Below are 23,287 nucleotides of genomic sequence, written 5' to 3' on the forward strand. Positions count from 1 at the left end.
TATCATGCGCGCGTTTTCATGACAGGTATTGCGATAGCGCAATGCCGGTTGAGTCACCAGGAGAGTTGATGAACACCCTTTTTATGCACTGCCGCCCGGGTTTTGAAGGCGAAGTCTGTTCCGAGATCGCGGAACACGCCGCGCGCCTGAACGTTTCCGGCTATGCCAAGACCAAGACCGGCAGCGCCTGCGCCGAATTTGTCTGCACCGAAGAAGACGGCGCCCAGCGCCTGATGCACGGCCAGCGCTTTGCCGAGCTGATCTTCCCGAGGCAGTGGGCGCGCGGGGTATTCATCGACCTGCCGGAAACCGACCGCATCAGCGTGATCCTCGCCCACCTGCAAGGCTTCCCGGTGTGCGGCAGCCTGTGGCTGGAGATGGTCGACACCAACGACGGCAAGGAACTCTCCAACTTCTGCAAGAAATTCGAAGTGCACTTGCGCAAAGCCTTGTTGAACGCCGGCAAGCTGGTGGATGACCCGAGCAAGCCGCGCCTGCTGCTGACCTTCAAAAGCGGCCGCGAAGTGTTCATGGGCCTGGCTGAGTCGAATAACTCGGCGATGTGGCCCATGGGCATCCCGCGCCTGAAATTCCCGCGTGAGGCGCCAAGCCGTTCGACCCTGAAACTGGAAGAAGCCTGGCACCACTTCATCCCCCGCGACCAGTGGGACGAGCGCCTGCACGGCGACATGACCGGTGTCGACCTCGGCGCCGCCCCTGGCGGTTGGACCTGGCAGTTGGTCAACCGCGGCATGCTGGTGACCGCCATCGACAACGGGCCGATGGCCGAAAGCCTGATGGACACTGGCCTGGTGCAGCATTTGATGGCTGACGGCTTTACCTTCGTGCCCAAGCAACCGGTAGACTGGATGGTCTGCGATATCGTCGAGAAACCGGCGCGTAACGCGGCCCTCCTGGAAACCTGGATCGGCGAGGGCTATTGCCGCGAGGCGGTGGTGAACCTGAAGTTGCCGATGAAGCAGCGTTACGCTGAAGTGAAACGCTTGCTGGAGCGTATTGAAGACGGTTTCAAGGCGCGGGGCATTCGCGTGGAAATCGGCTGCAAGCAGCTGTACCACGACCGTGAGGAAGTGACTTGCCACCTGCGTCGGCTGGTGGATGTGAAGAAGACCAAGTCGCGCTGACGTTGAGCCGCACGCCGCTCAAAATGTGGGAGCTGGCTTGCCTGCGATGGCGGTATAACAGTCGAAATTTATAGTGAATGTGCCCCTTATCGCGGGCAAGCCCGCTCCCACAGGAGAGTGGGTCTGTTTCAGGAGTGATGTATGAATCAGCCTCTCGATTTGCCCGTAGACGCCGTGCTCGACGCCACCGGCCTCAACTGCCCGGAACCGGTGATGATGCTGCACCAGCACATCCGTGACCTGCCGCCTGGCGGCCTGCTCAAGGTGATCGCGACCGACCCGTCGACCCGCCGCGATATTCCCAAGTTCTGTGTGTTCCTGGACCACGAACTGGTGGATCAGCAGGAACACGCCGGTACGTACCTGTACTGGATTCGCAAGAAGTCCGCTTAAACCCGGCGAATCCGCCGGCGCGCGCTGCGTGCCAGGCGGATCACCAGCATCGCCGCGGCGCAGCTCAAGCCCACGATCAGCCCTTGCCACAGGCCGCTCGGCCCACTCGCCGCGCCCAGCCAATCGGTCAGCCCCAGGGCATAACCCACCGGCAACCCCACGCCCCAGTAAGCAAACAAGGTCAGCACCATGGTCACCCGTGTGTCCTGGTAGCCGCGCAGCGCGCCGGCAGCGGTGACCTGGATCGCGTCGGAGAACTGGAACAGCGCCGCAAACACGATCAGCATCGACGCCACGTGGATCACCCGCGGGTCAGGCGTGTAAATCGTGGCAATCTGTTCGCGAAACAGCAGCATCAGGCTGCAGGACAGGCACGCGTAGGTCAGTGCCGTGCCCATGCCGACCCCGGCGGCAAAGCGTGCTTCGCGCGGCTCGCCACGGCCCAATGCCTGGCCGACCCGCACCGTGACCGCCATGCTCAGCGAATAGGGGATCATGAACACCAGCGAGCTGAAGTTCAGCGCGATCTGGTGCCCGGCCACCACGTTGGCGCCCAGGCTGCCGATCAGCAGGGCGATCACCGCAAAGATGCTCGATTCGGCAAACACCGCGATCCCGATCGGCAGGCCGATGCCCAGCACGCGCTTGATCACGGCCCATTGCGGCCAGTCGAAACGCTTGAACAACTCGCTGCTCTGGTACGCCGGTGCCCAGCGGGTCCAGGCGGCGAGGCCGAGCATCATCACCCACATCACAATCGCCGTGGCCCAGCCACAGCCCACGCCGCCCATGGCCGGCACACCGAAGTGGCCATAAATGAACACGTAGTTCAGTGGAATGTTCAACGCCAGCCCGCACAGGCCCATGACCATGCTCGGGCGCGTACGGCCCAGGCCATCACTGAAGCAACGCAACACGTAATACAGGGCGATGGCGGGCATGCCCGATGCGATGCCGTGCAGGTAGGCCATGCACGGTTTGATCAGCTCGGGGTCGACATTCATCGCATGCAGGATCGGCTCGGCGCTGATCAGCATCAGCAGGGCAGCGATGCCCACCACCCCTGCCAGCCACAGGGATTGGCGCACCAGCGGGCCAATCTCGGTGTGGTGACCGGCGCCGAAGCGCTGAGCGACTTTGGGCGTGGTGGCCAGCAGCGTGCCGGTCATCAGCAGGTACACCGGAATCCAGATCGAGTTGCCCAAGGCCACGGCCGCCAGGTCTCGCGGGCTCACGCGCCCGGCCATCACCGCATCGACGAAGCCCATGGCAGTGGTGGCGAGTTGGCCGATCATGATCGGCAGGGCCAGGGTCAGCAGGCTGCGCACCTCGCGACTGACGCGGGCGGGGCGGGAGAGGGGGGCGGTGGCGGTGTTCACGTGCGGGTGTCCAGTAAAAGAGTTGCAAAGGACGGCGAAGTCTACGCGCTGACGCAGTGGTCAGGAAAAAACCTGTGTTAGCGATTTGTAATGCGATCTTCCGGCTGGCACCGACCCCTTGTGGGAGCTGGCTTGCCTGCGATGGCATCATCTCGGTGTTGAGCGACAGAATGAGTGGCCTGCATTGCAGGCAAGCCAGCTCCCACATAAGCACTGCCCACCTGGCATCTGCGCTGGAACGCAGGTCGCATCCCTGTACACTGCTGGTCCGCGAAAGGAGCCTGCCATGCTGATTGTTGCCGACGAAAATATCCCGCTGCTCGATGCCTTTTTTGAAGGGTTTGGCGAAATTCGCCGAGTGCCCGGCCGTTCCATCGACCGTGCCACGGTCGAGCAGGCCGATGTGCTGCTGGTGCGCTCGGTGACCAACGTCAATCGCGCCTTGCTGGAAGGCACGCAAGTGCGCTTTGTCGGCACCTGCACCATCGGCACCGATCACCTGGACCTGGATTACTTCAAGCAGGCCGGTATCGCCTGGTCCAGCGCCCCTGGCTGCAATGCGCGGGGCGTGGTGGACTATGTGCTGGGCAGCTTGCAGACCCTGGCCGAGATCGAAGGCGCCGACCTTAACCAGCGCACCTACGGTGTGGTGGGTGCCGGTGAAGTGGGCGCTCGCCTGGTGACGGTACTCAAGGGCCTGGGCTGGAACGTATTGGTGTGTGACCCGCCGCGCCAGATTGCCGAAGACGGTGATTACGTCAGCCTGCAGCAGATTATCGAGCAGTGCGATGTGATCAGCCTGCACACACCGCTGACCAAGTCCGGTAACGGCTCCACCTGGCACCTGCTTGATCGCGAACGGCTCAACCGCCTCAAGCCCGGCACCTGGCTGATCAACGCCAGCCGTGGCCCGGTGGTGGACAACGCCGCCCTGCGCGAGGTGTTGCTGCAACGCGAAGACCTGCAAGCCGTGCTGGATGTGTGGGAAGGCGAGCCGCAAGTAGACGTCGACCTGGCCGACCTGTGCGTGCTGGCTACTCCCCATATCGCCGGCTACAGCCTCGACGGCAAACAGCGTGGTACCGCGCAGATTTACCAGGCACTTTGCGCCCACCTGGGCCACGAACCGAGCATTCAGTTAAGTGATCTGCTGCCGCAACCGTGGCTGGCCGAGGTGCACCTGAATGCATCGACCGACCCGGCCTGGGCGTTGGCGACCTTGTGTCGCAGCGTGTACGACCCCCGCCGGGATGATGCGGATTTCCGGCGCAGCCTTGTCGGCACCGTGGAAGAGCAACGCAAGGCGTTCGACCTGCTGCGCAAGCACTACCCGGAGCGGCGTGAGATTGATGGCTTGAAAGTCCGCATCAACGGCGAATCGGCGCAGTTGTCGAACATCGTGTCGGCGCTGGGTGCGGTAGCGCTTTAAGCACCCATAAAAAACCCGGCCATCAAGGCCGGGTCTGCAAGAGCGTGGGCGCTTCAGCCTTGCTTGGCAGGCTTGACCAGTCGCTGTTCCAGCTCGCGGCAGGCTTGCTGGATCATCTCTTCGGTAATCTGCACTTCGCGGCCTTGGGCGTCGATGACGGAGCAAGGCAGATGCTGCGGTTGGCGGATCACTTCAATCTTGGCATCGCTGCTGTTTTGCAAGGTCATGGCCTGTCTCCTCATCAGGTTGTGTACCTACTGTAATTCCCCCGCGTGACCGTGCTATTACAACTCCTTACAAAGCCAGCGGTTCGAACACCCAGTCCACCAGAAACCGATACAAATTTCCAGCCAGGCATTAGACCGAAAGCCTCTAGGGATCAGTGTCGGCGGGCATAATTAACCTGACTCATTGTTATTCCCCCAAGTTCCCCCAATGTTGGGATGTAGTTATCCAACTCCCTCACGCAGGTGATGCCCGCCATGTTCTCCGTCCGTCAACGCCGTGCCATTCGACTGGCCAGCCGCTTTATTGCGCCGTACCGCTGGCAGGCACTGGGTGCTTTGTTGGCACTCATCGTCACTGCGGGCATCACCTTGTCCATGGGGCAGGGCATTCGCCTGCTGGTGGACCAGGGGTTCATGACCCAGTCGCCGCACCTGCTCAACCGGTCCATCGGCCTGTTCATGATTCTGGTGCTGGGCCTGGCGGTGGGTACATTTGCACGGTTTTATTGGGTTTCGTGGATCGGCGAGCGGGTGGTGGCGGACATCCGCCGGCAAGTCTTCAACCACCTGATCTACCTGCACCCAGGCTTTTACGAAAACAACCGCAGCTCGGAAATCCAGTCGCGGCTGACCACTGACACCACCTTGTTGCAATCGGTGATCGGCTCGTCGCTGTCGCTGTTCCTGCGCAACGCCTTGATGGTCATCGGCGGTATCGTCCTGCTGTTTGTCACCAACCCCAAGCTCACCAGTATCGTGGTCATTGCGCTGCCGCTGGTGCTGGCGCCGATCCTGATCTTCGGCCGCCGCGTGCGCAGCCTGTCGCGGCTGAGCCAGGACCGGATTGCCGATGTCGGCAGCTACGTGTCCGAGACCCTTGGCCAGATCAAGACCGTGCAAGCCTACAATCACCAGGTCCAGGACGAACAACGCTTCGCCGTCACCGTCGAAGAAGCGTTTGCCACCGCGCGCAAGCGCATTGCGCAGCGTGCCTGGCTGATTACCCTGGTGATCATGCTGGTGCTGGGCGCCGTGGGCGTGATGCTGTGGGTGGGTGGGATGGACGTGATCGGCGGGCGGATTTCCGGCGGTGAGCTGGCGGCGTTCGTGTTTTACAGCTTGATCGTCGGCAGCGCTGTCGGCACGTTGAGCGAAGTGCTCGGCGAACTGCAGCGCGCGGCGGGGGCTGCCGAGCGCATTGGCGAGTTATTGCAATCGAACAATGAAATCCACGCGCCCACCGATGGCACTGTGCGGTTGCCGGCGCGGGTCAGCGGCCGTATGGAACTGCAAGACCTGCGCTTTTCCTACCCTTCGCGGCCGGACAGCTACGCCATCGACGGCTTGAGCCTGACCATCAACCCCGGCGAAACCCTGGCCCTCGTCGGCCCGTCCGGCGCGGGTAAGTCGACGATATTCGACCTGCTGCTGCGTTTCTACGACCCCCAGCACGGCCGCATCCTGCTCGAAGGCCATGCGCTGACGGAACTCGACCCCATGGACCTGCGCCGGCACTTCGCGCTGGTGTCCCAGAGCCCGGCGCTGTTTTTCGGCAGCGTCGAAGAAAACATCCGCTATGGCAATCCGTCCGCCACGACCGCCGAGGTCGAGGCCGCCGCGCGTATCGCCCATGCCCATGACTTCATCCTGCAAATGCCCAATGGCTACCAGACCCACCTCGGCGACGGCGGCATGGGCCTCTCCGGCGGCCAACGTCAACGCCTGGCCATCGCCCGCGCGTTGCTGGTGGACGCACCGATCCTGTTGCTGGATGAAGCCACCAGTGCCCTCGATGCACAGAGTGAACACCTGATCCAGCAGGCGCTGCCGCAGTTGATGCAGGGCCGCACCACCCTGGTCATCGCGCACCGTTTGGCCACGGTAAAGAACGCGGATCGGATCGCGGTGATGGACCAGGGCAAGTTGGTGGCGGTCGGCACGCATCAGCAGTTGATTGCGAGCAATCCGCTGTATGCGCGGTTGGCGGCATTGCAGTTCAGTGATGGAGTGGAGGAGAGCGCTGCACACTGAATAGCGCCCGCCATAAAAAATGCCCGCATTGCTCAATGCGGGCATTTTTATTTCTGCTTCAAACCTTATTGGTCATCAAAGTAGCGCTCATGCCAATCCACCAACGGCTGTGGCGAGTTGAGCTTCTGCCCGTAGATCACCGAATAAGACAGCACGTTCTGCACATACTGGCGGGTTTCGTCGAACGGGATGCTCTCCACCCACACGTCGAAACTCAGGTGATCAGCGCCACGCAGCCATTGGCGCACGCGACCGGGCCCGGCGTTGTAGGCGGCGGAGGCGAGTACACGGTTGCCGTTGAACTGGCTGTGCACCTGGCTCAGGTAGGCGGCGCCGAGCTGGATGTTTTTGTCCGGGTCCAGCACCTGTGCCGGGGAAGCGAGCGGGATGCTGAATTTGCGTGCGGTTTCCTTGGCGGTGCCGGGCATCAGTTGCATCAGGCCACTGGCGCCAACGCCGGAGCGGGCGTCATCCATGAAGGCGCTTTCCTGACGAGTAATGGCAAATACCCAGCTCGAATGCAGGCCACGCACCTTGGCTTCGCGCACCAGGGTGTCGCGGTGGGCCATTGGGAAGCGGATATCCAGGTCGTCCCAATATTGCGCCTGGCTGATGGTGCGAATCGCCGGGAAGTACCACTTCATGTCGTAGGCCAGCTTGGCCTGGGCGACCATTTCGTCGCGGTTGAAGTGGCGGCTGACGTGGTACCACTCGCGGCGGCCATCAACGATTTGGCCGCGGGCGTAGAACTCCAGTGCACGGCGCACGCCTGGGGTGTTGCGGACCTTGTTGACCAGCGCCTGGCTCATCACCAAGGGTTTGTTCTTTAACTGATACGGCGCCTTGGACCGATCAGCGGCGAGGAACCCGTAGAAATCACGCTCCTGCGAGAGGTTCTTGTACAGCACCAGCGGCTGTGGGTTTTTCGGCTCGGCCAGCTCAAGACTGCGCGCCTGCCAGTAACGCCAGCGGTTAGTGGTGGCCAGGTCTTGTGGGAGTTTGCGGGTGAGCTGGTAGGCATCTTCCCAGCGGGCCAGGCGCAACAGCAGGCGCAGGCGCCATTCGGACACGGTGTTGTCACGCAGCTCCGGGTCGTATTTGGTCATCACGTCCAGGGCGCGCGGGTCGTAGCGACGGGCCAGGGTCAGGCCGATTTCGCGGGCGATCGACACTTTTTCGTCACGGGAGAAGTGCATGCTGCTGGCGTAACCGTCGAGCAGGGCCATGGCCTTGTCCGGATCCTGGCGTGCCAGACGGCGCAGGCCCAGGCCTACGGCGTCAGACATGGCCTCGTTGGCCGGCAGGAAGCGGGACGGGTCACCGAGCATGTCGGGCTTTTGCGCCACGTCCACCATCAGGCGGCCTTGGGCACCTAGGGTCGGCAGGGTTTTCACCAGGCTGTTGGCCAGCGCGTAGTTGCGGGCCTCAGCGGCGAGTTTGGCGCGGTCCCAGATTTTCTGTTCGGTGAGCTGACCATCGGCGGCCCACTGGCCAAAGGTGGCGTCACAGGCGGCCGGCTGCGATTTGCCGGTCAGCCAGAGTTTTTCGGTGGTCTTGTAGCCTTCGGCTTTCAGATTATGGGTGAGCTGGTACTGGCCATGCAGGCAGTCCAGTTCGACGAAATTAAGCTTGGCGTCGTAGTACTTTTCAAACGTCTGCCAGTCGCCACGCTCGGCCAGCCAGCGCAACCAGCGCAGCTTCATCCAGTTGGCCTGGGGCAGGTCGCCGTTTTTGGCGAGGAATTGTTCGATTTCCTCGTTGCTCGCGGTTTTCAGGCGGGCGGTCAGCTCGTCATACGCCAGGTACGGCGTGAGCGGGTAGTCGGCCAGGGCCTGGCTGTATTGCATGTACGGGCCGCTGTCGCCTTTGGCGAGGGCGCGTTTGGCTTCATCGTAATATTGACGTTGGGTGGTGAGGTCCACGGCCTGGGCAGATTGAACGGCGGTGGCGGAAAGAAGCAGACAAGATAAAAAGTTGAAAAGGCGACTGCGCATGAGACGTCCGTGCAGAGAAATCACGACTAGCACCGGCACCGCCGACACTGATTGCCCCTAGCTTAGCCTTTTGCCAGCGGCCGGCGAAAGCTTTGCCGGCCGGTTGGTTCAAGTTGATCAGAAATGTCCTGCAGAACGTGCCCATGGTGAAAATGCCGGCCGCATCCCACCCTCAAGTCAGGTAGAATGCGCGCCCAGTTTTTGGAGAAGCGTATGACCCTGCTCAAATTCAGCGATGTGTCCCTTGCTTTCGGCGCTATGCCGTTGTTGGACAAGGTGTCCTGGCAGATCGCCCGTGGTGAGCGGGTGTGCATCATCGGCCGCAACGGCACCGGCAAGTCCAGCATGATGAAGCTGGTAAAAGGCGACCAGAAGCCCGATGACGGCTCTGTTTGGCGCGCCCCGGGCCTCAAGATCGGCGAATTGCCGCAAGAATTGCCGGTGGCCGACGGACGGACAGTGTTCGACGTGGTTGCCGAAGGCCTCGACGGTGTCGGTGAGTTGCTCGCGCAATACCATCACCTGGCGCAGAACTGCGTCACCGAAGAAGACCTGGACAAGCTGATGCACGTCCAGCAAGACCTCGAAGCCCGTGACGGCTGGCGCTTGCAGCAACTCGTCGACAGCACCTTGAGCCGCCTGCAACTGCCGGCCGACAAGACCCTCGCCGAATTGTCCGGCGGCTGGCGTCGTCGCGTGCTGCTGGCCCAGGCATTGGTGTCCGAGCCGGACCTGCTGCTGCTCGACGAACCGACCAACCACCTGGACATCGGCGCAATCGCCTGGCTGGAAGAAGCCATCAAGGACTTCCAGGGCGCCGTGCTGTTTATCACGCACGACCGTGCCTTCCTGCAGAGTCTGGCAACGCGCATCCTTGAACTGGACCGTGGCGGCCTGATCGACTGGAACGGCGACTACGCCAGTTTCCTGGTGCACAAAGAGGCGGTGCTGTCCGCTGAAGAAACCGCCAACGCGCTGTTCGATAAAAAGCTGGCCCAGGAAGAAGTCTGGATCCGCCAGGGCATCAAGGCCCGCCGCACCCGTAACGAAGGCCGCGTACGTGCCCTCAAAGCGCTGCGCAATGAGCGTAGCGAGCGTCGCGAACGCACGGGCAAGGCGAATATTCAGCTCGACACCGCCGACAAGTCGGGCAAGCAGGTCATGGTGCTGGAGAACGTAAGCTTCCATCACCCGGATGGCCCGTTCCTGATCAAGGACTTCTCCATGGTCCTGCAGCGCGGCGACCGTATCGGCCTGCTGGGCGCCAACGGTACCGGCAAGACCACTTTGCTCAAGCTGATGCTCAATGGCCTGCAACCGACCAGCGGCACGGTCGAGGAAGGCACCAAGATCGACGTGGCCTACTTCGACCAGTTGCGCCATCAGTTGGACCTGGAAAAAACCGTGATCGACAACGTTGCCGAAGGCCGCGACTTTATCGACATCGACGGCCAGAGCCGCCACGTGCTGAGCTACCTCGGCGACTTCCTGTTCAGCCCGCAGCGTGCGCGTACGCCAGTGAAAGCCTTGTCCGGTGGTGAGCGTGCACGCCTGCTGCTGGCCAAGCTGTTCAGCAAACCGGCCAACCTGCTGGTGCTCGACGAACCCACCAACGACCTCGACGTGGAAACCCTCGAACTGCTGGAGGAGGTCCTGCTGACCTTCAACGGTACCGTGCTGATGGTCAGCCACGACCGGGCATTCCTCGACAACGTGGTCACCAGTACCCTGGTCTTCGAAGGTGAAGGCAAGGTGCGTGAATACGTCGGTGGTTATCAGGACTGGCTGCGCCAGGGTGGCTCGCCGCGCCTGCTGGGCGTTACCGAGAGCAAGTCCGGCAAAGCCGACCTGACCTCCGCAGTGGTGGCCCCGGTGGCCGCAGAGGCCCCGGCCCAGGAAGCTGCGCCGGCGGCCAAGAAGAAGCTCAGCTACAAGCTGCAACGCGAGCTGGAAGCCTTGCCGGGTGACATTGACGCCAAGGAACAGCAGATCGCTGCGGTAGAAGCGGAAATGGCCGACGCAGGTTTCTACCTGCGTCCGGCGGCGGAAACTGCCAAGGTCATTGCCTCCCTGGAGACGTTGAACCAGGAGCTGGAAGTGCTGGTTGAGCGTTGGGCCGAGCTGGATGCCTGAGTGATTCAAGCGCACTAAATAAGCCCGGCGCCCATTTGTATGAACGCCGGGCTTTTTATATGCAATGCGGTTAGAAATGTGGGAGCGGGCTTGCTCGCGAAAGCGGTACATCAGTCGCCAGATGCGTCAACTGACAGACTGCTTTCGCGAGCAAGCCCGCTCCCACACTTAGTGAGCCTGGTTCTTAAGCGCTTTTTACCAGCTTCACCGCCAGCACATCACACGGCGCGCCGTGCAGCACGTCATTGGCGGTAGAGCCCAGCAACAACGCCAGGCCATGACGACCATGGCTGCCGACCACGATCAGGTCGCAGTTCTGCTCTTTGGCCAAGTGGTGGATTTCCTGGCGCGGCTGGCCGTAGGTGAGATGGGAGTTTTCCTTGGTCACTTCCGGGTACTTCAGGATCAAGCGATCCAGGCGCTCTTTGGCCTGGTCAAACTGCTGTTGCTGCAACTGGGAAAGGTCCATGGGCACGTCGCCACCAAAGGCCATGGCCATGGGCTCGACGATATGCACGAGTGACAGCTTGGCACCGTTGGCGATTGCTGAAGCCTGCGCGCGCTTGATAACCGGGTCGCACTCTTCGGTCAGATCGACAGCGACCAGGATATGTTTGTAGGAATGTTCGTTGGGCATGGCGCGTTCCTCCAGGAGACTGCAATAAGTTCAGTATGGCTGGTTTCAAGCGGATGGGGTTGCGTCAGCTCAAACCCGCTCATCTAGAAATTCGGGAGTACACATATGACGGTCTGGATAGTGGTGTCAATCCTTCTGGTGGTTCTGAGCCCCCTGGCATGGCTGCGCCCGTCGCGCCATCAGAGCGGGCGCATGGCCCTGCGGATGGAGGCGCGCCGCATTGGTCTGGCCATGCAGTTGGCACCTCAGGAATGGCCGTATTGGCTCAAGCAGGAGCCGCCGAGCCCTTGCGCGCAGTACTGCCGGCCACGGCGCGGGAGTGCGCCGGCGATCTGGAGTTATTGGCAGATGGAGCCAGGGGTCTGGGTCAATCAGTGGCGCGAGGTGTGTGTCGATGAAAAGTTGTTGCCACATTTTGCGTCGCTGCCGGCCAACGTCTACAAGGTCGAAGCCGACAAGCAAATGATCGCCTTGTATTGGGGCGAGAAGGGCGAGGCGAGTGTGTTGAAGGACATTGATACGTTGCTCAAGGCCTTGGCGTAACCTTGCGCGGACTCAGCTCGCTGTTACAAAACAGCAGGCAATAAAAAGCCCGACATCATCATCGGGCTGGAGTTGGCCAGGCAGGCCGGTAAATCTGTGTTTCCTGCGTCGGATGGTCATCCAGACGCGTTACGGTTTTCGCAAGCCTAGCGGCATATCCGGTTCTGTACAGCCTTTTCCCACATCTTTTACATTATTGATCTCATGAATAGTTAAGTATTGGCTAGGCGTGGGCTCGAGGGTGGGGTTCTGAAATGACTGGAAAGTCGCGCTTTTCCTAGCCTTTCGAGCGATTGACAATTGCTCGGAATTGGATGAAGGTGGCGTACCCAAATCAAACGGGCGTATGAATTGAGCGTTTGTCTGTCAGACGGCTCATACATAACCCCGACTATCGCATTGGCGGGTGTGCCTGGCGGATGGGCGTGAGCATTGACGTCATCATCAATGTCCAACCATAGGCCAGCGTCCAATGTGTACTGTTCAGCTTCCATATCGTGGAGATCAGTTGATGATTTACGAAGGTAAAGCCATCACGGTTAAGGCTCTTGAAAGTGGCATCGTCGAATTGAAGTTCGACCTCAAGGGTGAGTCCGTCAACAAGTTCAACCGTCTAACCCTGAATGAATTGCGTCAGGCCGTAGACACCATCAAAGCAGATGCTTCGGTCAAGGGCGTGATCGTCTCCAGCGGCAAGGACGTGTTTATCGTCGGCGCTGACATCACCGAATTCGTCGACAACTTCAAGCTGCCCGATGCCGAGCTGGTGGCTGGCAACCTCGAAGCCAACAAGATTTTCAGCGATTTTGAAGACCTCAACGTGCCGACCGTTGCCGCGATCAATGGCATCGCGTTGGGCGGCGGCCTGGAAATGTGCCTGGCCGCAGACTTCCGCGTCATGTCGGCTACCGCCAAAATCGGCTTGCCTGAAGTCAAACTGGGCATTTACCCAGGTTTTGGCGGCACCGTACGCCTGCCGCGCCTGATCGGTGCCGACAACGCCATCGAGTGGATTGCCGCCGGCAAGGAAAACCGTGCTGAAGACGCGCTGAAAGTCGGCGCCGTCGATGCCGTGGTTGCTCCGGACAAACTGGCCGAAGCCGCACTGAACCTGATCAAAGGCGCCATCAGCGGCGAATTTGACTACAAGGCCAAGCGTCAGCCGAAACTCGAAAAACTCAAGCTCAACGCCATCGAACAAATGATGTCGTTCGAAACCGCTAAAGGTTTCGTGGCTGGCCAGGCTGGCCCGAACTACCCGGCGCCGGTTGAAGCGATCAAGACCATCCAGAAAGCTGCGAACTTCGGTCGCGACAAAGCCCTGGAAGTGGAAGCTGCAGGCTTCGTCAAACTGGCGAAAACCTCGGCTGCCCAGAGCCTGATCGGTCTGTTCCTGAACGATCAGGAGCTGAAGAAAAAGGCCAAGGCCTACGACGAAATCGCCAAAGACGTGAAACAGGCTGCCGTACTCGGCGCCGGTATCATGGGTGGCGGTATCGCCTATCAGTCGGCGTCCAAAGGCACGCCGATCCTGATGAAAGACATCAACGAACACGGTATCGAGCAGGGCCTGGCGGAAGCCGCCAAGCTGCTGGTGGGCCGCGTTGACAAGGGCCGCATGACGGCTGCGAAAATGGCCGAAGTGCTTAACGGCATTCGTCCTACGCTGTCCTATGGTGATTTCGGTCACGTCGACCTGGTGGTCGAAGCCGTTGTCGAGAACCCTAAGGTCAAGCAGGCTGTATTGGCCGAAGTGGAAGCCCAGGTTAAAGACGACACCATCCTGGCTTCGAACACCTCGACAATTTCCATCAGCTTGCTGGCCAAGGCCCTCAAGCGTCCGGAAAACTTCGTCGGCATGCACTTCTTCAACCCGGTGCACATGATGCCGCTGGTGGAAGTGATCCGTGGCGAGAAGTCCAGCGAGCTGGCGGTTGCTACGACCGTTGCCTACGCCAAGAAAATGGGCAAGAACCCGATCGTGGTCAACGACTGCCCGGGCTTCCTGGTCAACCGCGTACTGTTCCCGTACTTCGGCGGTTTCGCCAAGCTGGTCAGCGCCGGTGTGGATTTCGTGCGCATCGACAAGGTCATGGAAAAATTCGGCTGGCCAATGGGCCCGGCGTACCTGATGGACGTGGTCGGCATCGACACCGGCCACCATGGTCGTGACGTAATGGCTGAAGGCTTTCCGGACCGCATGAAAGACGACCGCCGTTCGGCGATCGACGCGCTCTACGAGGCCAAGCGCCTGGGCCAGAAGAATGGCAAAGGTTTCTACGCCTACGAGGCCGACAAGAAGGGCAAGCAGAAGAAAGTGGCCGACCCGTCGGTTCACGAAGTGCTCGCGCCGGTTATCTACGAGCAGCGTGAGGTGTCCGACGAGGACATCATCAACTGGATGATGATCGCCCTGTGCCTGGAAACCGTGCGTTGCCTGGAAGACGGCATCGTTGAAACCGCCGCCGAAGCCGATATGGGCCTGGTGTACGGTATTGGTTTCCCTCCATTCCGTGGTGGTGCGCTGCGTTACATCGACTCGATCGGTGTGGCCGAGTTCGTTGCCCTGGCTGACAAATACGCTGATTTGGGCCCGCTGTACCACCCGACCGCGAAGCTGCGTGAAATGGCCAAAAATGGCCAGAGCTTCTTCGGTTAAGCGCCCAGACGACTAGAGCGAGAATATTTATGAGCTTGAATCCAAGAGACGTGGTGATTGTCGACTTCGGTCGCACGCCAATGGGCCGCTCCAAGGGCGGCATGCACCGCAACACCCGCGCCGAAGACATGTCGGCGCACCTGATCAGCAAGTTGCTGGAACGCAACGTCAAGGTCGACCCGAACGAAGTCGAAGACGTGATCTGGGGCTGCGTCAACCAGACCCTGGAACAGGGCTGGAACATCGCGCGCATGGCTTCCTTGATGACGCAGATCCCGCACACAGCGGCCGGTCAGACCGTGAGCCGCCTGTGCGGTTCGTCGATGAGCGCGCTGCACACCGCTGCGCAAGCGATCATGACCGGTAACGGTGATGTCTTCGTCGTCGGCGGCGTGGAGCACATGGGCCACGTCAGCATGATGCACGGCGTCGACCCTAACCCGCACATGTCGCTGTACGCGGCAAAAGCGTCGGGCATGATGGGCCTCACCGCAGAAATGCTCGGCAAAATGCACGGCATTACCCGCGAAGCCCAGGACGCGTTCGCCCTGCGTTCCCACCAACTCGCCCAAAAGGCGACCGTGGAAGGCAAGTTCAAGGATGAAATCATCCCGATGAACGGCTACGACGAAAACGGCTTCCTGAAACTGTTCGACTACGACGAAACCATTCGTCCGGACACCACCCTGGAAAGCCTGGCGGCCCTCAAGCCGGCCTTCAATCCAAAGGGCGGCACCGTGACAGCCGGTAGTTCGTCGCAAATCACCGACGGTGCTTCGTGCATGATCGTGATGTCGGCGCAGCGTGCCCAGGACCTGGGTATCCAGCCGATGGCCGTGATTCGTTCGATGGCCGTGGCGGGTGTGGATCCGGCAATCATGGGCTATGGTCCAGTACCGGCCACACAAAAAGCCTTGAAGCGCGCGGGCCTGACCATCTCCGATATCGACTTCTTCGAGCTCAACGAAGCTTTCGCCGCACAGGCCCTGCCAGTGCTGAAAGATTTGAAAGTACTCGACAAGATGAACGAGAAGGTTAACCTGCACGGCGGTGCAATCGCCCTGGGCCACCCATTCGGTTGCTCCGGTGCGCGTATCTCCGGCACTTTGCTTAACGTGATGAAGCAAAATGGCGGCAACCTTGGGGTTGCAACCATGTGCATTGGTCTCGGCCAAGGCATTTCCACCGTCTTCGAACGCCTCTGAGCGTTGGGTTGACGGAAGCCGGGGCCCAGTGCCCCGGTTTTTGTTTTTTGGAATTTTTAATATTTTTTTTCAATAAATTTTGTCAGAGGGCCAGAGCATGAAAGTAGAACCCGGTCTCTACCAACATTATAAGGGGCCGCAGTACCGCGTTTTTAATGTGGCGCGGCACTCCGAGACCGAAGAGGAAGTGGTGTTTTACCAAGCACTGTATGGCGATTACGGCTTTTGGGTGCGCCCTTTGAGCATGTTCCTGGAGACCGTCGAAGTTGACGGCGAGCAGGTCCCGCGCTTTGCTTTGGTCCAGGCCGAACGCAGTCTTTTTTCAGGGCAATAACGGCAGGCCGCGCAGAATGCTGCGCTTGACCTCACCTTGTTGCCACTATATATAGCGTTGCCGCGACAGGCGCCAACTGCCTTTCACTTCTCGAATTCAGGAATTTTCCGATCCATGGGCAAATCGCTGGTCATTGTGGAATCCCCGGCTAAGGCCAAGACCATCAACAAGTACTTGGGTAACGAGTACGTGGTGAAGTCGAGTATCGGCCATATCCGAGACCTGCCCACCAGCGGTTCGGCTAGCGCCAGCAAGGAGCCGGCCGCCAAGCGCGGCAAGGCGGCTGCGGGCGAAGGTCCGGTGCTCACCCCCAAAGAGAAAGCGCGCAAGCAGCTGGTCTCACGCATGGGGGTGGACCCGGAACATGGCTGGAAGGCCAAGTACGAAATCCTTCCCGGCAAGGAAAAGGTCATCGAAGAGCTGCGCCGGCTCGCCAAAGATGCTGACACCATCTATCTCGCGACGGACTTGGACCGCGAAGGGGAAGCCATTGCCTGGCACCTGCGGGAAGCCATCGGCGGTGACGACAGCCGCTACAAGCGTGTCGTGTTCAACGAAATCACCAAGAAAGCCATCCAGGAAGCCTTCTCCAAGCCGGGCGAACTGGACATTGACCGTGTGAACGCCCAGCAGGCCCGTCGTTTCCTCGACCGCGTCGTGGGCTACATGGTCTCGCCATTGCTGTGGGCCAAGATCGCCCGTGGCCTGTCCGCCGGCCGTGTGCAATCGGTCGCGGTCAAGCTGGTGGTGGAGCGTGAACGTGAGATTCGTGCGTTCAACCCTGAAGAGTACTGGGAAGTGCACGCTGACCTCGGCACCGCCAAGGGCGCCAACGTGCGCTTTGAAGTGGCCCGCGAGAAAGGCGAGGCGTTCAAGCCGCTGAACGAAGCCCAGGCCATGGCCGCGCTGGAGAAGCTCAAGGCTTCCAGCTACAGCATCGTCAAGCGTGAAGACAAACCGACCAGCAGCAAGCCGTCGGCGCCGTTCATCACCTCCACCCTGCAACAGGCCGCGAGCAACCGCCTGGGTTTCGGTGTGAAGAAAACCATGATGATGGCCCAGCGTTTGTACGAAGCCGGCTACATCACGTATATGCGTACCGACTCCACCAACCTGTCGCAAGACGCGGTGGCCATGGCGCGTACTTATATTGAGAGCGAATTCGGCAAGAAATACCTGCCGGAGAAGCCGAACGTCTACAGCAGCAAAGAAGGCGCCCAGGAGGCTCACGAAGCGATTCGTCCTTCCGACGCCAACACCGAGCCAAGCAAGCTGAGTGGCATGGAGCGCGACGCTGAGCGCCTCTACGAGCTGATCTGGCGTCAGTTCCTGGCGTGCCAGATGCTGCCGGCGCAATACCTGTCTACTACCGTCAGCGTGGGCGCAGGCGACTTCGAGCTGCGTGCCAAGGGCCGTATCCTCAAGTTCGACGGCTACACCCGCGTGATGCCGCAAATTGCCAAGCCAGGCGACGATGATGTGCTGCCTGACATGGCCCAGGGCGATACGCTCAAGCTGATCAAGCTCGACCCGTCCCAGCACTTCACCAAGCCGCCGGCACGTTACTCCGAAGCCAGCCTGGTGAAAGAGATGGAAAAACGCGGTATCGGTCGTCCTTCGACCTATGCGGCGATCATCTCGACCATCCAGGACCGTGGCTACGTGGCCCTGCACAACCGTCGTTTCTACTCGGAAAAGATGGGCGACATCGTCACTGAGCGTCTGTCCGAGAGTTTCTCCAACCTGATGGACTACGGCTTCACCGCCGGCATGGAAGAGAACCTCGATGACGTGGCCCAGGGCGAGCGCGACTGGAAAAACGTGCTCGACGAGTTCTACGGCGACTTCAAAAAGAAACTCGAAGTGGCCGAAAGCCCTGAGAGCGGCATGCGTGCCAACCAGCCGGTAATGACGGACATTCCGTGCCTGACCTGTGGCCGCCCAATGCAGATTCGTACGGCGTCCACCGGTGTGTTCCTCGGTTGCTCGGGCTACAGCCTGCCGCCGAAAGAGCGCTGCAAGGCCACCGTGAATCTGGTGCCGGGTGACGAAATCGCCGCAGACGACGAGGGTGAATCCGAGTCGCTGGTCCTGCGTGGCAAGCACCGTTGCCCGATCTGCAGCACAGCCATGGATGCCTACCTGCTCGACGAGAAGCACAAGTTGCACATCTGCGGTAACAACCCGGATTGCGACGGCTACGAAATCGAAGAAGGCAGCTACCGCATCAAGGGCTACGAAGGCCCGAGCCTGGAGTGCGACAAGTGCGGCAGCGAGATGCAGCTCAAGACCGGCCGTTTCGGCAAGTTCTTCGGTTGCACCAACCCGACTTGCAAGAACACCCGCAAACTGCTGAAAAGTGGTGACGCGGCGCCGCCGAAGATGGACCCGGTGAAGATGCCCGAACTCAAGTGCGAGAAGGTCAACGACACCTACATCCTGCGTGACGGCGCATCGGGCTTGTTCCTGGCTGCCAGCCAGTTCCCGAAAAACCGCGAGACCCGTGCGCCGTTGGTACTGGAAATCGTGCCACACAAGGACGAGATTGATCCGAAGTACCACTTCCTGTGTGAAGCGCCGAAGAAGGACCCCGACGGTCGCCCGGCTGTGATCCGTTACAGCCGTAAAACCAAGGAGCAGTACGTGCAGACCGAAGTGGACGGTAAGCCTACTGGCTGGAAAGCGTTCTATGACGGTGGCAAGTGGAAGGTCGAGGACAAGCGCCAGGGCGCTTGATCGACTCCGCTTGGAATGACAAAGGCCGCCTGTAAAGGCGGCCTTTTTTTGCGCTTGCAGTCCGTTCGGCTGATCCGTGACACTGTTCAGCCAGCATCACGCTTATTCGTTGTGGAGATTGCCGTCATGGCCAACGAACTCTATACCCGTACCAATCAGAAAATTTACTTCGCGGGTTTGTCCCTGGAAGCCCTTGGCCGCGCCGAGGAAGGGAAGGAGATGAATGCCATCGCGCTCGTCCAGGCCGGGCGTGAAGCAGCGTTGTTCCACCTGTACGGCGCGCTGCTGGGGTTGTGTCATGAGATTGCCGGGTTCTACCGTCTGCCCCAGGCCGGTTCGCCGCGTGCAGAAATGATCATGAACCACGACGTGCTGGCGAGCATGGCGATCCCTGAGCTGGCCGAATTGGTAGAAATGGCCCAGAGCCCCGACAGCTGGGTAGCTCGCTTGCTCAAAGCGCACGCCGATATGTTCCAGCCGCCACGTGTTCCCCATGTGCCCAAAGGCGATGTGACACAGCCGCTGATCGTGGCACTGGCGCTGGAAGAAGATGAGCCCAAGCCGCTGAGCCGTGAGGAGCTGGAAAGCTGGCGCCAAGCGCTGAAGAAGATGGCGCTCAGGTTTCGTGAAGGCTTGAACGAGTGCTGAAGGGTTTTCGCTGAGGTGCACTCACCGCTGTGGGAGCGGGCTTGCTCGTGAAAGCGGCATTACTGACCCGCCGCATTCGCGAGCAAGCCCGCTCACACATTTGAACCGAGTCAGGCAGAAAATCCTGCACGGGGCTCGCAGCGTTCAAAAAGCACCATTCATCAAGCCGTAAAGAAACCTGTTGAGATCCTCTGCGGGGCGGGGTGGATGACTGATATAATCCCGGCCTTTCGTGGAGAACAGACTTTTATGCCAACGTCCTTTCTGGAAATTGTTGAATTGCCTGACGGCCGAATTGAGCTGCGCCGGGCTGAGGACGAGGGTTCTCTGGTTATTTTGGATTTTTCCGAGGACGCAAAAGCGTTCCTGCAAGGCCAGCACGTGGAAGTAGCGAAAGCCATGTTGAGCGTGGGTGTGCAGATGGCAGGTCGCCTGGCAGAAGGCGAACCGGAGAAAGATGACGGCCCGCGAGTGCTTCACTGAGTTTTTGTGAGCTGGCTTGCCAAGGCAAGCTCCATTGCGACAGAAGTACTCCTGCCAGATAGGCAAGCAACTAGCCTGATTACCCCAATCGAATATTCAAGCTCTGTGCCTCGCCCGTACGCGCGGCGCTGATCAACTGCTGCCTGGCGGTAGCGTTGAGCGGGTTCAGCCAGCTCACCACCGTGTGGCTGCGGCCCAGGCGCAAAGCTTCACACGTCAACTGCTGGGCACTTTGCGCGCCGCGCGGTTGCAGCAGCAGGATGCGCTCACGGTTGAGGCCGGCGTCGCGCAACCAGGCCTGGGTCAGGCTGGCGGGCGGGGCGATCAGCGTCAGCCAGCGCGCGTCCTGCTCTTCGCTCAATTCGCGAAGGATCGGCGCCAGCAGGCTCAGGCAGCTCCCGGCAGCACCGCGCAACGACAGCTCACTGAACGCCTCGGGTTCGGAGCCCCATGGGGCCTCGACCGTTTCCTTGAGGATGGGCGCAAGGGGTTGGGCCATAAAGGCCTCGAACAGCGACAGTTGTGTGTGTTGTGGGGTGTGCACGAGCTGCATGGTGCCTCCTTTAGCGGCGAATGACGCCGACGCTCAAGCCTTCGATCACCAGGTCCTGATCTTTCAGGTTCACTTCAATCGGGGCGAACTCAGGGTTCTCGGCCATCAGCCAGACCTTGCTGCCTTCGCGCTTGAAGCGTTTGACGGTGACTTCATCGCCGATACGCGCGACGACGATCTGGCCATTACGGGCTTCGCGGGTGGTGTGGACGGCCAGCAGGTCGCCGTCGAAAATCCCCACGTCCTTCATGCTCATGCCGTGTACACGCAACAGGTAGTCGGCACGCGGATGGAAAAAGGTCGGGTTGATGTTGCAGGATTCCTCGACGTGCTGTTGCGCCAGGATCGGCGCACCGGCGGCGACGCGACCGATGATCGGCAGCGTCGACTCGTCGGCCTTGGCTTCGAAGCCGGGGATGCGAATGCCGCGAGAAGCCCCTGGGGTCATCTCGATCGCGCCTTTGCGAGCGAGGGCCTTGAGGTGTTCTTCGGCAGCGTTGGGGGATTTGAACCCCAGTTCCAGCGCAATTTCCGCTCGTGTCGGCGGGTAGCCGTTGTCATCGAGGCAGCGCTTGATAAAAGCCAGAATCTCAGCTTGGCGTGGCGTCAGTTTTAGCATGTTGATCGCTCTGTCTTTTTATACAGTGACTGGGATTATATACAGTGAACTGCGCTTGGCAATCATCCTTTTTTGGCACTCCGCTGGACGGTCATTCGTCATCCTTCTTACAAGGCACAGACAGCGCTGCCTACAGACCGGAAAGGATGTGATTAAATAGCGGCGAATTAGATGACTGCCCGGCCGGAAAACGGACTCACAGGCTTGACAAGACACACACTGAAACGTATGTTTCAAACAAGTGTTTGTCAGGCGGAGTAGCCATGGCCCAGTCGGAAACCGTTGAACGCATTCTCGATGCTGCCGAGCAATTGTTCGCGGAAAAAGGATTTGCTGAAACTTCATTGCGGCTGATCACCAGCAAGGCTGGGGTCAACCTTGCCGCAGTGAATTACCATTTCGGCTCGAAAAAAGCCCTGATCCAGGCCGTGTTCTCACGCTTCCTGGGGCCGTTCTGCGCCAGCCTCGACCGTGAGCTGGAGCGCCGCCAGACCAAGCCTGAAAACAAGCCAAGCCTGGAAGACCTGCTGGAAATCCTCGTCGAGCAGGCGCTGGTGGTTCAACCACGCAGCGGCAACGACCTGTCGATCTTCATGCGTCTGTTGGGCCTGGCGTTCAGCCAGAGCCAGGGTCACCTGCGGCGTTACCTGGAAGACATGTACGGCAAGGTTTTCCGCCGCTATATGTTGCTGGTTAACGAAGCTGCCCCGCGTATTCCGCCGATTGAGCTGTTCTGGCGCGTGCACTTCATGCTCGGCGCTGCCGCGTTCAGCATGTCCGGGATCAAGGCGTTGCGCGCGATTGCCGAGACCGACTTCGGTGTGAACACGTCCATCGAGCAAGTGATGCGCCTGATGGTGCCGTTCCTTGCGGCCGGCATGCGCGCCGAAACCGGCGTGACCGACCAGGCCATGGCGGCCGCGCAATTGCGCCCACGCAGCAAATCGACCCCGGCCGTCGCCAAGGCGTGACCGGCCCGGGTGTGCGCGGCCGCTTGCATCCGCTAAGCTAGCCGCCATGCCGATTTCAGCTATGTACTCGCAACCCGTTGTTTTCACCGCGCGCCCGTCATTAACGGCGCCACGTGAGGGCAACGGGTTGTGTGCGTTATTTAAGGAAGGTTTATGACTGCTGTCCTGCAAGGTTCGTTAATGGTCGATGTGGCCGGTACTTGGCTGACGGCCGAGGATCGCCACCTGTTGCGCCAGCCTGAAGTGGGCGGGCTGATCATTTTTGCGCGCAATATCGAGCACCCACGCCAGGTGCGCGAGCTGAGCGCGGCGATCCGAGCGGTGCGCCCGGACCTGCTGCTGGCTGTCGACCAGGAAGGCGGGCGTGTGCAGCGCCTGCGCCAGGGCTTTGTGCGCCTGCCGGCCATGCGGCTACTGGCGGATAAGCCGAATGCCGAGTACTTGGCTGAACAGTGCGGCTGGATCATGGCAACTGAAGTGCTGGCGGTCGGCCTCGACCTGAGCTTCGCCCCGGTGCTGGACCTGGACTACCAACGCAGCGCCGTAGTCGGCACGCGTTCGTTCGAAGGCGACCCCGAGCGCGCCGCTGTGCTGGCAGGCGCCTTCATTCGTGGCATGAACAGTGCCGGCATGGCCGCCACCGGCAAACACTTCCCGGGCCACGGTTGGGCTGAGGCCGATTCCCACGTCGCCATCCCCAATGATGAACGCAGCCTGGAACAGATTCGCGCAAATGACCTGGTGCCTTTCGCGCGCCTGAGCACGCAGTTGGCGGCCGTGATGCCTGCCCACGTCATCTACCCACAGGTTGACGCCCAGCCTGCCGGTTTCTCGCGTCGCTGGTTGCAGGATATTTTGCGTGGCGAGTTGCAGTTCGATGGGGTTATTTTCAGCGACGACCTGTCTATGGCGGGGGCGCACGTGGTCGGTGATGCGGCCAGTCGAATTGAGGCGGCGCTGACGGCCGGCTGTGATATGGGCCTGGTGTGTAATGACCGCGCGGCTGCCGAGCTGGCGCTGACCGCTGCGCAACGCATGAAGGTCACCCCATCTGCCCGCATCGCGCGGATGCGTGGGCAGGCGATTGCCTCTACGGACTATAAGCAGGACCCGCGTTGGTTGGTGGCGCTCACAGCGTTGCGGGATGCTCAGTTGATCGACTGATAAC

The 23,287-nt window shown here is 60.5% G+C and carries 20 protein-coding genes; 14 read left to right on the forward strand and 6 right to left on the reverse strand.

Going from position 1 to position 23,287, the window contains the following annotated elements; genetic code table 11:
• The first annotated feature begins 68 nt into the window (after positions 1-68).
• Positions 69-1,145: a 23S rRNA (cytidine(2498)-2'-O)-methyltransferase RlmM gene (gene rlmM / locus CPH89_RS19005; protein ID WP_053255026.1), complete on the forward strand. Its 1,077-nt coding sequence runs from the start codon at positions 69-71 to the stop codon at positions 1,143-1,145.
• A 141-nt stretch (positions 1,146-1,286) separates the two neighbouring features.
• The gene (gene tusA / locus CPH89_RS19010) at positions 1,287-1,538 is read left to right on the forward strand and encodes a sulfurtransferase TusA (protein ID WP_053255027.1); all 252 of its coding nucleotides are present in this window, start codon (positions 1,287-1,289) and stop codon (positions 1,536-1,538) included.
• Here tusA and CPH89_RS19015 read toward each other — a convergent pair.
• Positions 1,535-2,917, reverse strand: coding sequence for an MATE family efflux transporter (locus CPH89_RS19015; protein ID WP_053255028.1), 1,383 nt, complete (start codon positions 2,915-2,917; stop codon positions 1,535-1,537). The genes tusA and CPH89_RS19015 overlap by 4 nt on opposite strands.
• Positions 2,918-3,203: 286 nt before the next feature.
• Between CPH89_RS19015 and pdxB the strand changes: the two genes are divergently transcribed.
• Positions 3,204-4,346, forward strand: coding sequence for a 4-phosphoerythronate dehydrogenase PdxB (gene pdxB, locus CPH89_RS19020; protein WP_053255029.1), 1,143 nt, complete (start codon positions 3,204-3,206; stop codon positions 4,344-4,346).
• Positions 4,347-4,399: 53 nt separating this feature from the next.
• On the opposite strand, the gene CPH89_RS30420 is transcribed toward pdxB, so the two are convergent.
• A complete protein-coding gene (locus CPH89_RS30420; RefSeq protein ID WP_053255030.1) occupies positions 4,400-4,573 on the reverse strand; it encodes a PA1571 family protein in 174 nt (57 codons plus the stop codon).
• 246 nt (positions 4,574-4,819) lie between these two features.
• Between CPH89_RS30420 and CPH89_RS19025 the strand changes: the two genes are divergently transcribed.
• A complete protein-coding gene (locus CPH89_RS19025) occupies positions 4,820-6,604 on the forward strand; it encodes an ABC transporter transmembrane domain-containing protein (RefSeq protein WP_162232017.1) in 1,785 nt (594 codons plus the stop codon).
• A gap of 65 nt (positions 6,605-6,669) precedes the next feature.
• On the opposite strand, the gene CPH89_RS19030 is transcribed toward CPH89_RS19025, so the two are convergent.
• On the reverse strand, positions 6,670-8,598 hold the full coding sequence (locus tag CPH89_RS19030) for a transglycosylase SLT domain-containing protein (RefSeq protein WP_053255032.1): 1,929 nt from the start codon (positions 8,596-8,598) through the stop codon (positions 6,670-6,672).
• A gap of 213 nt (positions 8,599-8,811) precedes the next feature.
• On the opposite strand from CPH89_RS19030, the gene CPH89_RS19035 reads away from it, so the two are divergent.
• Positions 8,812-10,731 (forward strand): ATP-binding cassette domain-containing protein, encoded by a 1,920-nt coding sequence (locus CPH89_RS19035; protein ID WP_053255033.1) that lies wholly within the window; start codon positions 8,812-8,814, stop codon positions 10,729-10,731.
• Between the two features lie 184 nt (positions 10,732-10,915).
• On the opposite strand, the gene CPH89_RS19040 is transcribed toward CPH89_RS19035, so the two are convergent.
• Positions 10,916-11,368 carry a universal stress protein gene (locus CPH89_RS19040; RefSeq protein WP_053255034.1) on the reverse strand — a complete coding sequence of 151 codons (453 nt, stop codon included), beginning with the start codon at positions 11,366-11,368 and terminating at the stop codon, positions 10,916-10,918.
• A 105-nt stretch (positions 11,369-11,473) separates the two neighbouring features.
• Between CPH89_RS19040 and CPH89_RS19045 the strand changes: the two genes are divergently transcribed.
• From CPH89_RS19045 to CPH89_RS19075, 7 genes are all read left to right on the forward strand, one after another.
• Entirely contained in the window at positions 11,474-11,911 is a 438-nt protein-coding gene (locus tag CPH89_RS19045) for a hypothetical protein (protein ID WP_053255035.1), read from the forward strand.
• Positions 11,912-12,422: 511 nt separating this feature from the next.
• Positions 12,423-14,570 carry a fatty acid oxidation complex subunit alpha FadB gene (gene fadB / locus CPH89_RS19050; protein WP_053255036.1) on the forward strand — a complete coding sequence of 716 codons (2,148 nt, stop codon included), beginning with the start codon at positions 12,423-12,425 and terminating at the stop codon, positions 14,568-14,570.
• Positions 14,571-14,599: 29 nt separating this feature from the next.
• Positions 14,600-15,775 (forward strand): acetyl-CoA C-acyltransferase FadA, encoded by a 1,176-nt coding sequence (gene fadA, locus CPH89_RS19055; RefSeq protein WP_053255037.1) that lies wholly within the window; start codon positions 14,600-14,602, stop codon positions 15,773-15,775.
• Positions 15,776-15,872: 97 nt separating this feature from the next.
• Positions 15,873-16,109, forward strand: coding sequence for a DUF1653 domain-containing protein (locus tag CPH89_RS19060; RefSeq protein ID WP_053255038.1), 237 nt, complete (start codon positions 15,873-15,875; stop codon positions 16,107-16,109).
• A 114-nt stretch (positions 16,110-16,223) separates the two neighbouring features.
• A complete protein-coding gene (topA, locus tag CPH89_RS19065; protein WP_053255039.1) occupies positions 16,224-18,845 on the forward strand; it encodes a type I DNA topoisomerase in 2,622 nt (873 codons plus the stop codon).
• Between the two features lie 126 nt (positions 18,846-18,971).
• Positions 18,972-19,493, forward strand: coding sequence for a DUF6586 family protein (locus CPH89_RS19070; RefSeq protein ID WP_053255040.1), 522 nt, complete (start codon positions 18,972-18,974; stop codon positions 19,491-19,493).
• A gap of 249 nt (positions 19,494-19,742) precedes the next feature.
• On the forward strand, positions 19,743-19,976 hold the full coding sequence (locus CPH89_RS19075) for a hypothetical protein (protein WP_053255041.1): 234 nt from the start codon (positions 19,743-19,745) through the stop codon (positions 19,974-19,976).
• A gap of 79 nt (positions 19,977-20,055) precedes the next feature.
• Here the strand turns inward: CPH89_RS19075 and sulA are convergent, their stop codons facing one another.
• Together sulA and lexA are read right to left on the reverse strand one after the other, a co-directional pair.
• Positions 20,056-20,529, reverse strand: a complete 474-nt coding sequence (gene sulA, locus CPH89_RS19080) for an SOS-induced cell division inhibitor SulA (protein ID WP_053255042.1) — start codon at positions 20,527-20,529, stop codon at positions 20,056-20,058.
• A 10-nt stretch (positions 20,530-20,539) separates the two neighbouring features.
• Positions 20,540-21,148: a transcriptional repressor LexA gene (gene lexA / locus CPH89_RS19085; protein ID WP_017137423.1), complete on the reverse strand. Its 609-nt coding sequence runs from the start codon at positions 21,146-21,148 to the stop codon at positions 20,540-20,542.
• 263 nt (positions 21,149-21,411) lie between these two features.
• Between lexA and CPH89_RS19090 the strand changes: the two genes are divergently transcribed.
• Complete coding sequence (locus tag CPH89_RS19090; protein WP_053255043.1) at positions 21,412-22,119, forward strand: TetR/AcrR family transcriptional regulator; 708 nt, start codon at positions 21,412-21,414, stop codon at positions 22,117-22,119.
• A gap of 153 nt (positions 22,120-22,272) precedes the next feature.
• The gene (gene nagZ, locus CPH89_RS19095) at positions 22,273-23,283 is read left to right on the forward strand and encodes a beta-N-acetylhexosaminidase (RefSeq protein WP_053255044.1); all 1,011 of its coding nucleotides are present in this window, start codon (positions 22,273-22,275) and stop codon (positions 23,281-23,283) included.
• Positions 23,284-23,287: the final 4 nt, after the last annotated feature.

The sequence above is a fragment of the Pseudomonas fluorescens genome, assembly GCF_900215245.1.
Taxonomy (GTDB): Bacteria; Pseudomonadota; Gammaproteobacteria; order Pseudomonadales; family Pseudomonadaceae; genus Aquipseudomonas; species Aquipseudomonas fluorescens.

Coding starts and splice junctions, on each gene's coding strand:
- sulA (WP_053255042.1), bottom strand. CDS start 20,529: ATGCAGCTCGTGCACACCCCACAACACACACAACTGTCGCTGTTCGAG.
- topA (WP_053255039.1), top strand. CDS start 16,224: ATGGGCAAATCGCTGGTCATTGTGGAATCCCCGGCTAAGGCCAAGACC.
- tusA (WP_053255027.1), top strand. CDS start 1,287: ATGAATCAGCCTCTCGATTTGCCCGTAGACGCCGTGCTCGACGCCACC.
- CPH89_RS19040 (WP_053255034.1), bottom strand. CDS start 11,368: ATGCCCAACGAACATTCCTACAAACATATCCTGGTCGCTGTCGATCTG.
- rlmM (WP_053255026.1), top strand. CDS start 69: ATGAACACCCTTTTTATGCACTGCCGCCCGGGTTTTGAAGGCGAAGTC.
- lexA (WP_017137423.1), bottom strand. CDS start 21,148: ATGCTAAAACTGACGCCACGCCAAGCTGAGATTCTGGCTTTTATCAAG.
- fadB (WP_053255036.1), top strand. CDS start 12,423: ATGATTTACGAAGGTAAAGCCATCACGGTTAAGGCTCTTGAAAGTGGC.
- CPH89_RS19025 (WP_162232017.1), top strand. CDS start 4,820: ATGCCCGCCATGTTCTCCGTCCGTCAACGCCGTGCCATTCGACTGGCC.
- CPH89_RS30420 (WP_053255030.1), bottom strand. CDS start 4,573: ATGACCTTGCAAAACAGCAGCGATGCCAAGATTGAAGTGATCCGCCAA.
- CPH89_RS19075 (WP_053255041.1), top strand. CDS start 19,743: ATGCCAACGTCCTTTCTGGAAATTGTTGAATTGCCTGACGGCCGAATT.
- CPH89_RS19035 (WP_053255033.1), top strand. CDS start 8,812: ATGACCCTGCTCAAATTCAGCGATGTGTCCCTTGCTTTCGGCGCTATG.
- pdxB (WP_053255029.1), top strand. CDS start 3,204: ATGCTGATTGTTGCCGACGAAAATATCCCGCTGCTCGATGCCTTTTTT.
- CPH89_RS19060 (WP_053255038.1), top strand. CDS start 15,873: ATGAAAGTAGAACCCGGTCTCTACCAACATTATAAGGGGCCGCAGTAC.
- CPH89_RS19030 (WP_053255032.1), bottom strand. CDS start 8,598: ATGCGCAGTCGCCTTTTCAACTTTTTATCTTGTCTGCTTCTTTCCGCC.
- CPH89_RS19045 (WP_053255035.1), top strand. CDS start 11,474: ATGACGGTCTGGATAGTGGTGTCAATCCTTCTGGTGGTTCTGAGCCCC.
- CPH89_RS19070 (WP_053255040.1), top strand. CDS start 18,972: ATGGCCAACGAACTCTATACCCGTACCAATCAGAAAATTTACTTCGCG.
- fadA (WP_053255037.1), top strand. CDS start 14,600: ATGAGCTTGAATCCAAGAGACGTGGTGATTGTCGACTTCGGTCGCACG.
- nagZ (WP_053255044.1), top strand. CDS start 22,273: ATGACTGCTGTCCTGCAAGGTTCGTTAATGGTCGATGTGGCCGGTACT.
- CPH89_RS19090 (WP_053255043.1), top strand. CDS start 21,412: ATGGCCCAGTCGGAAACCGTTGAACGCATTCTCGATGCTGCCGAGCAA.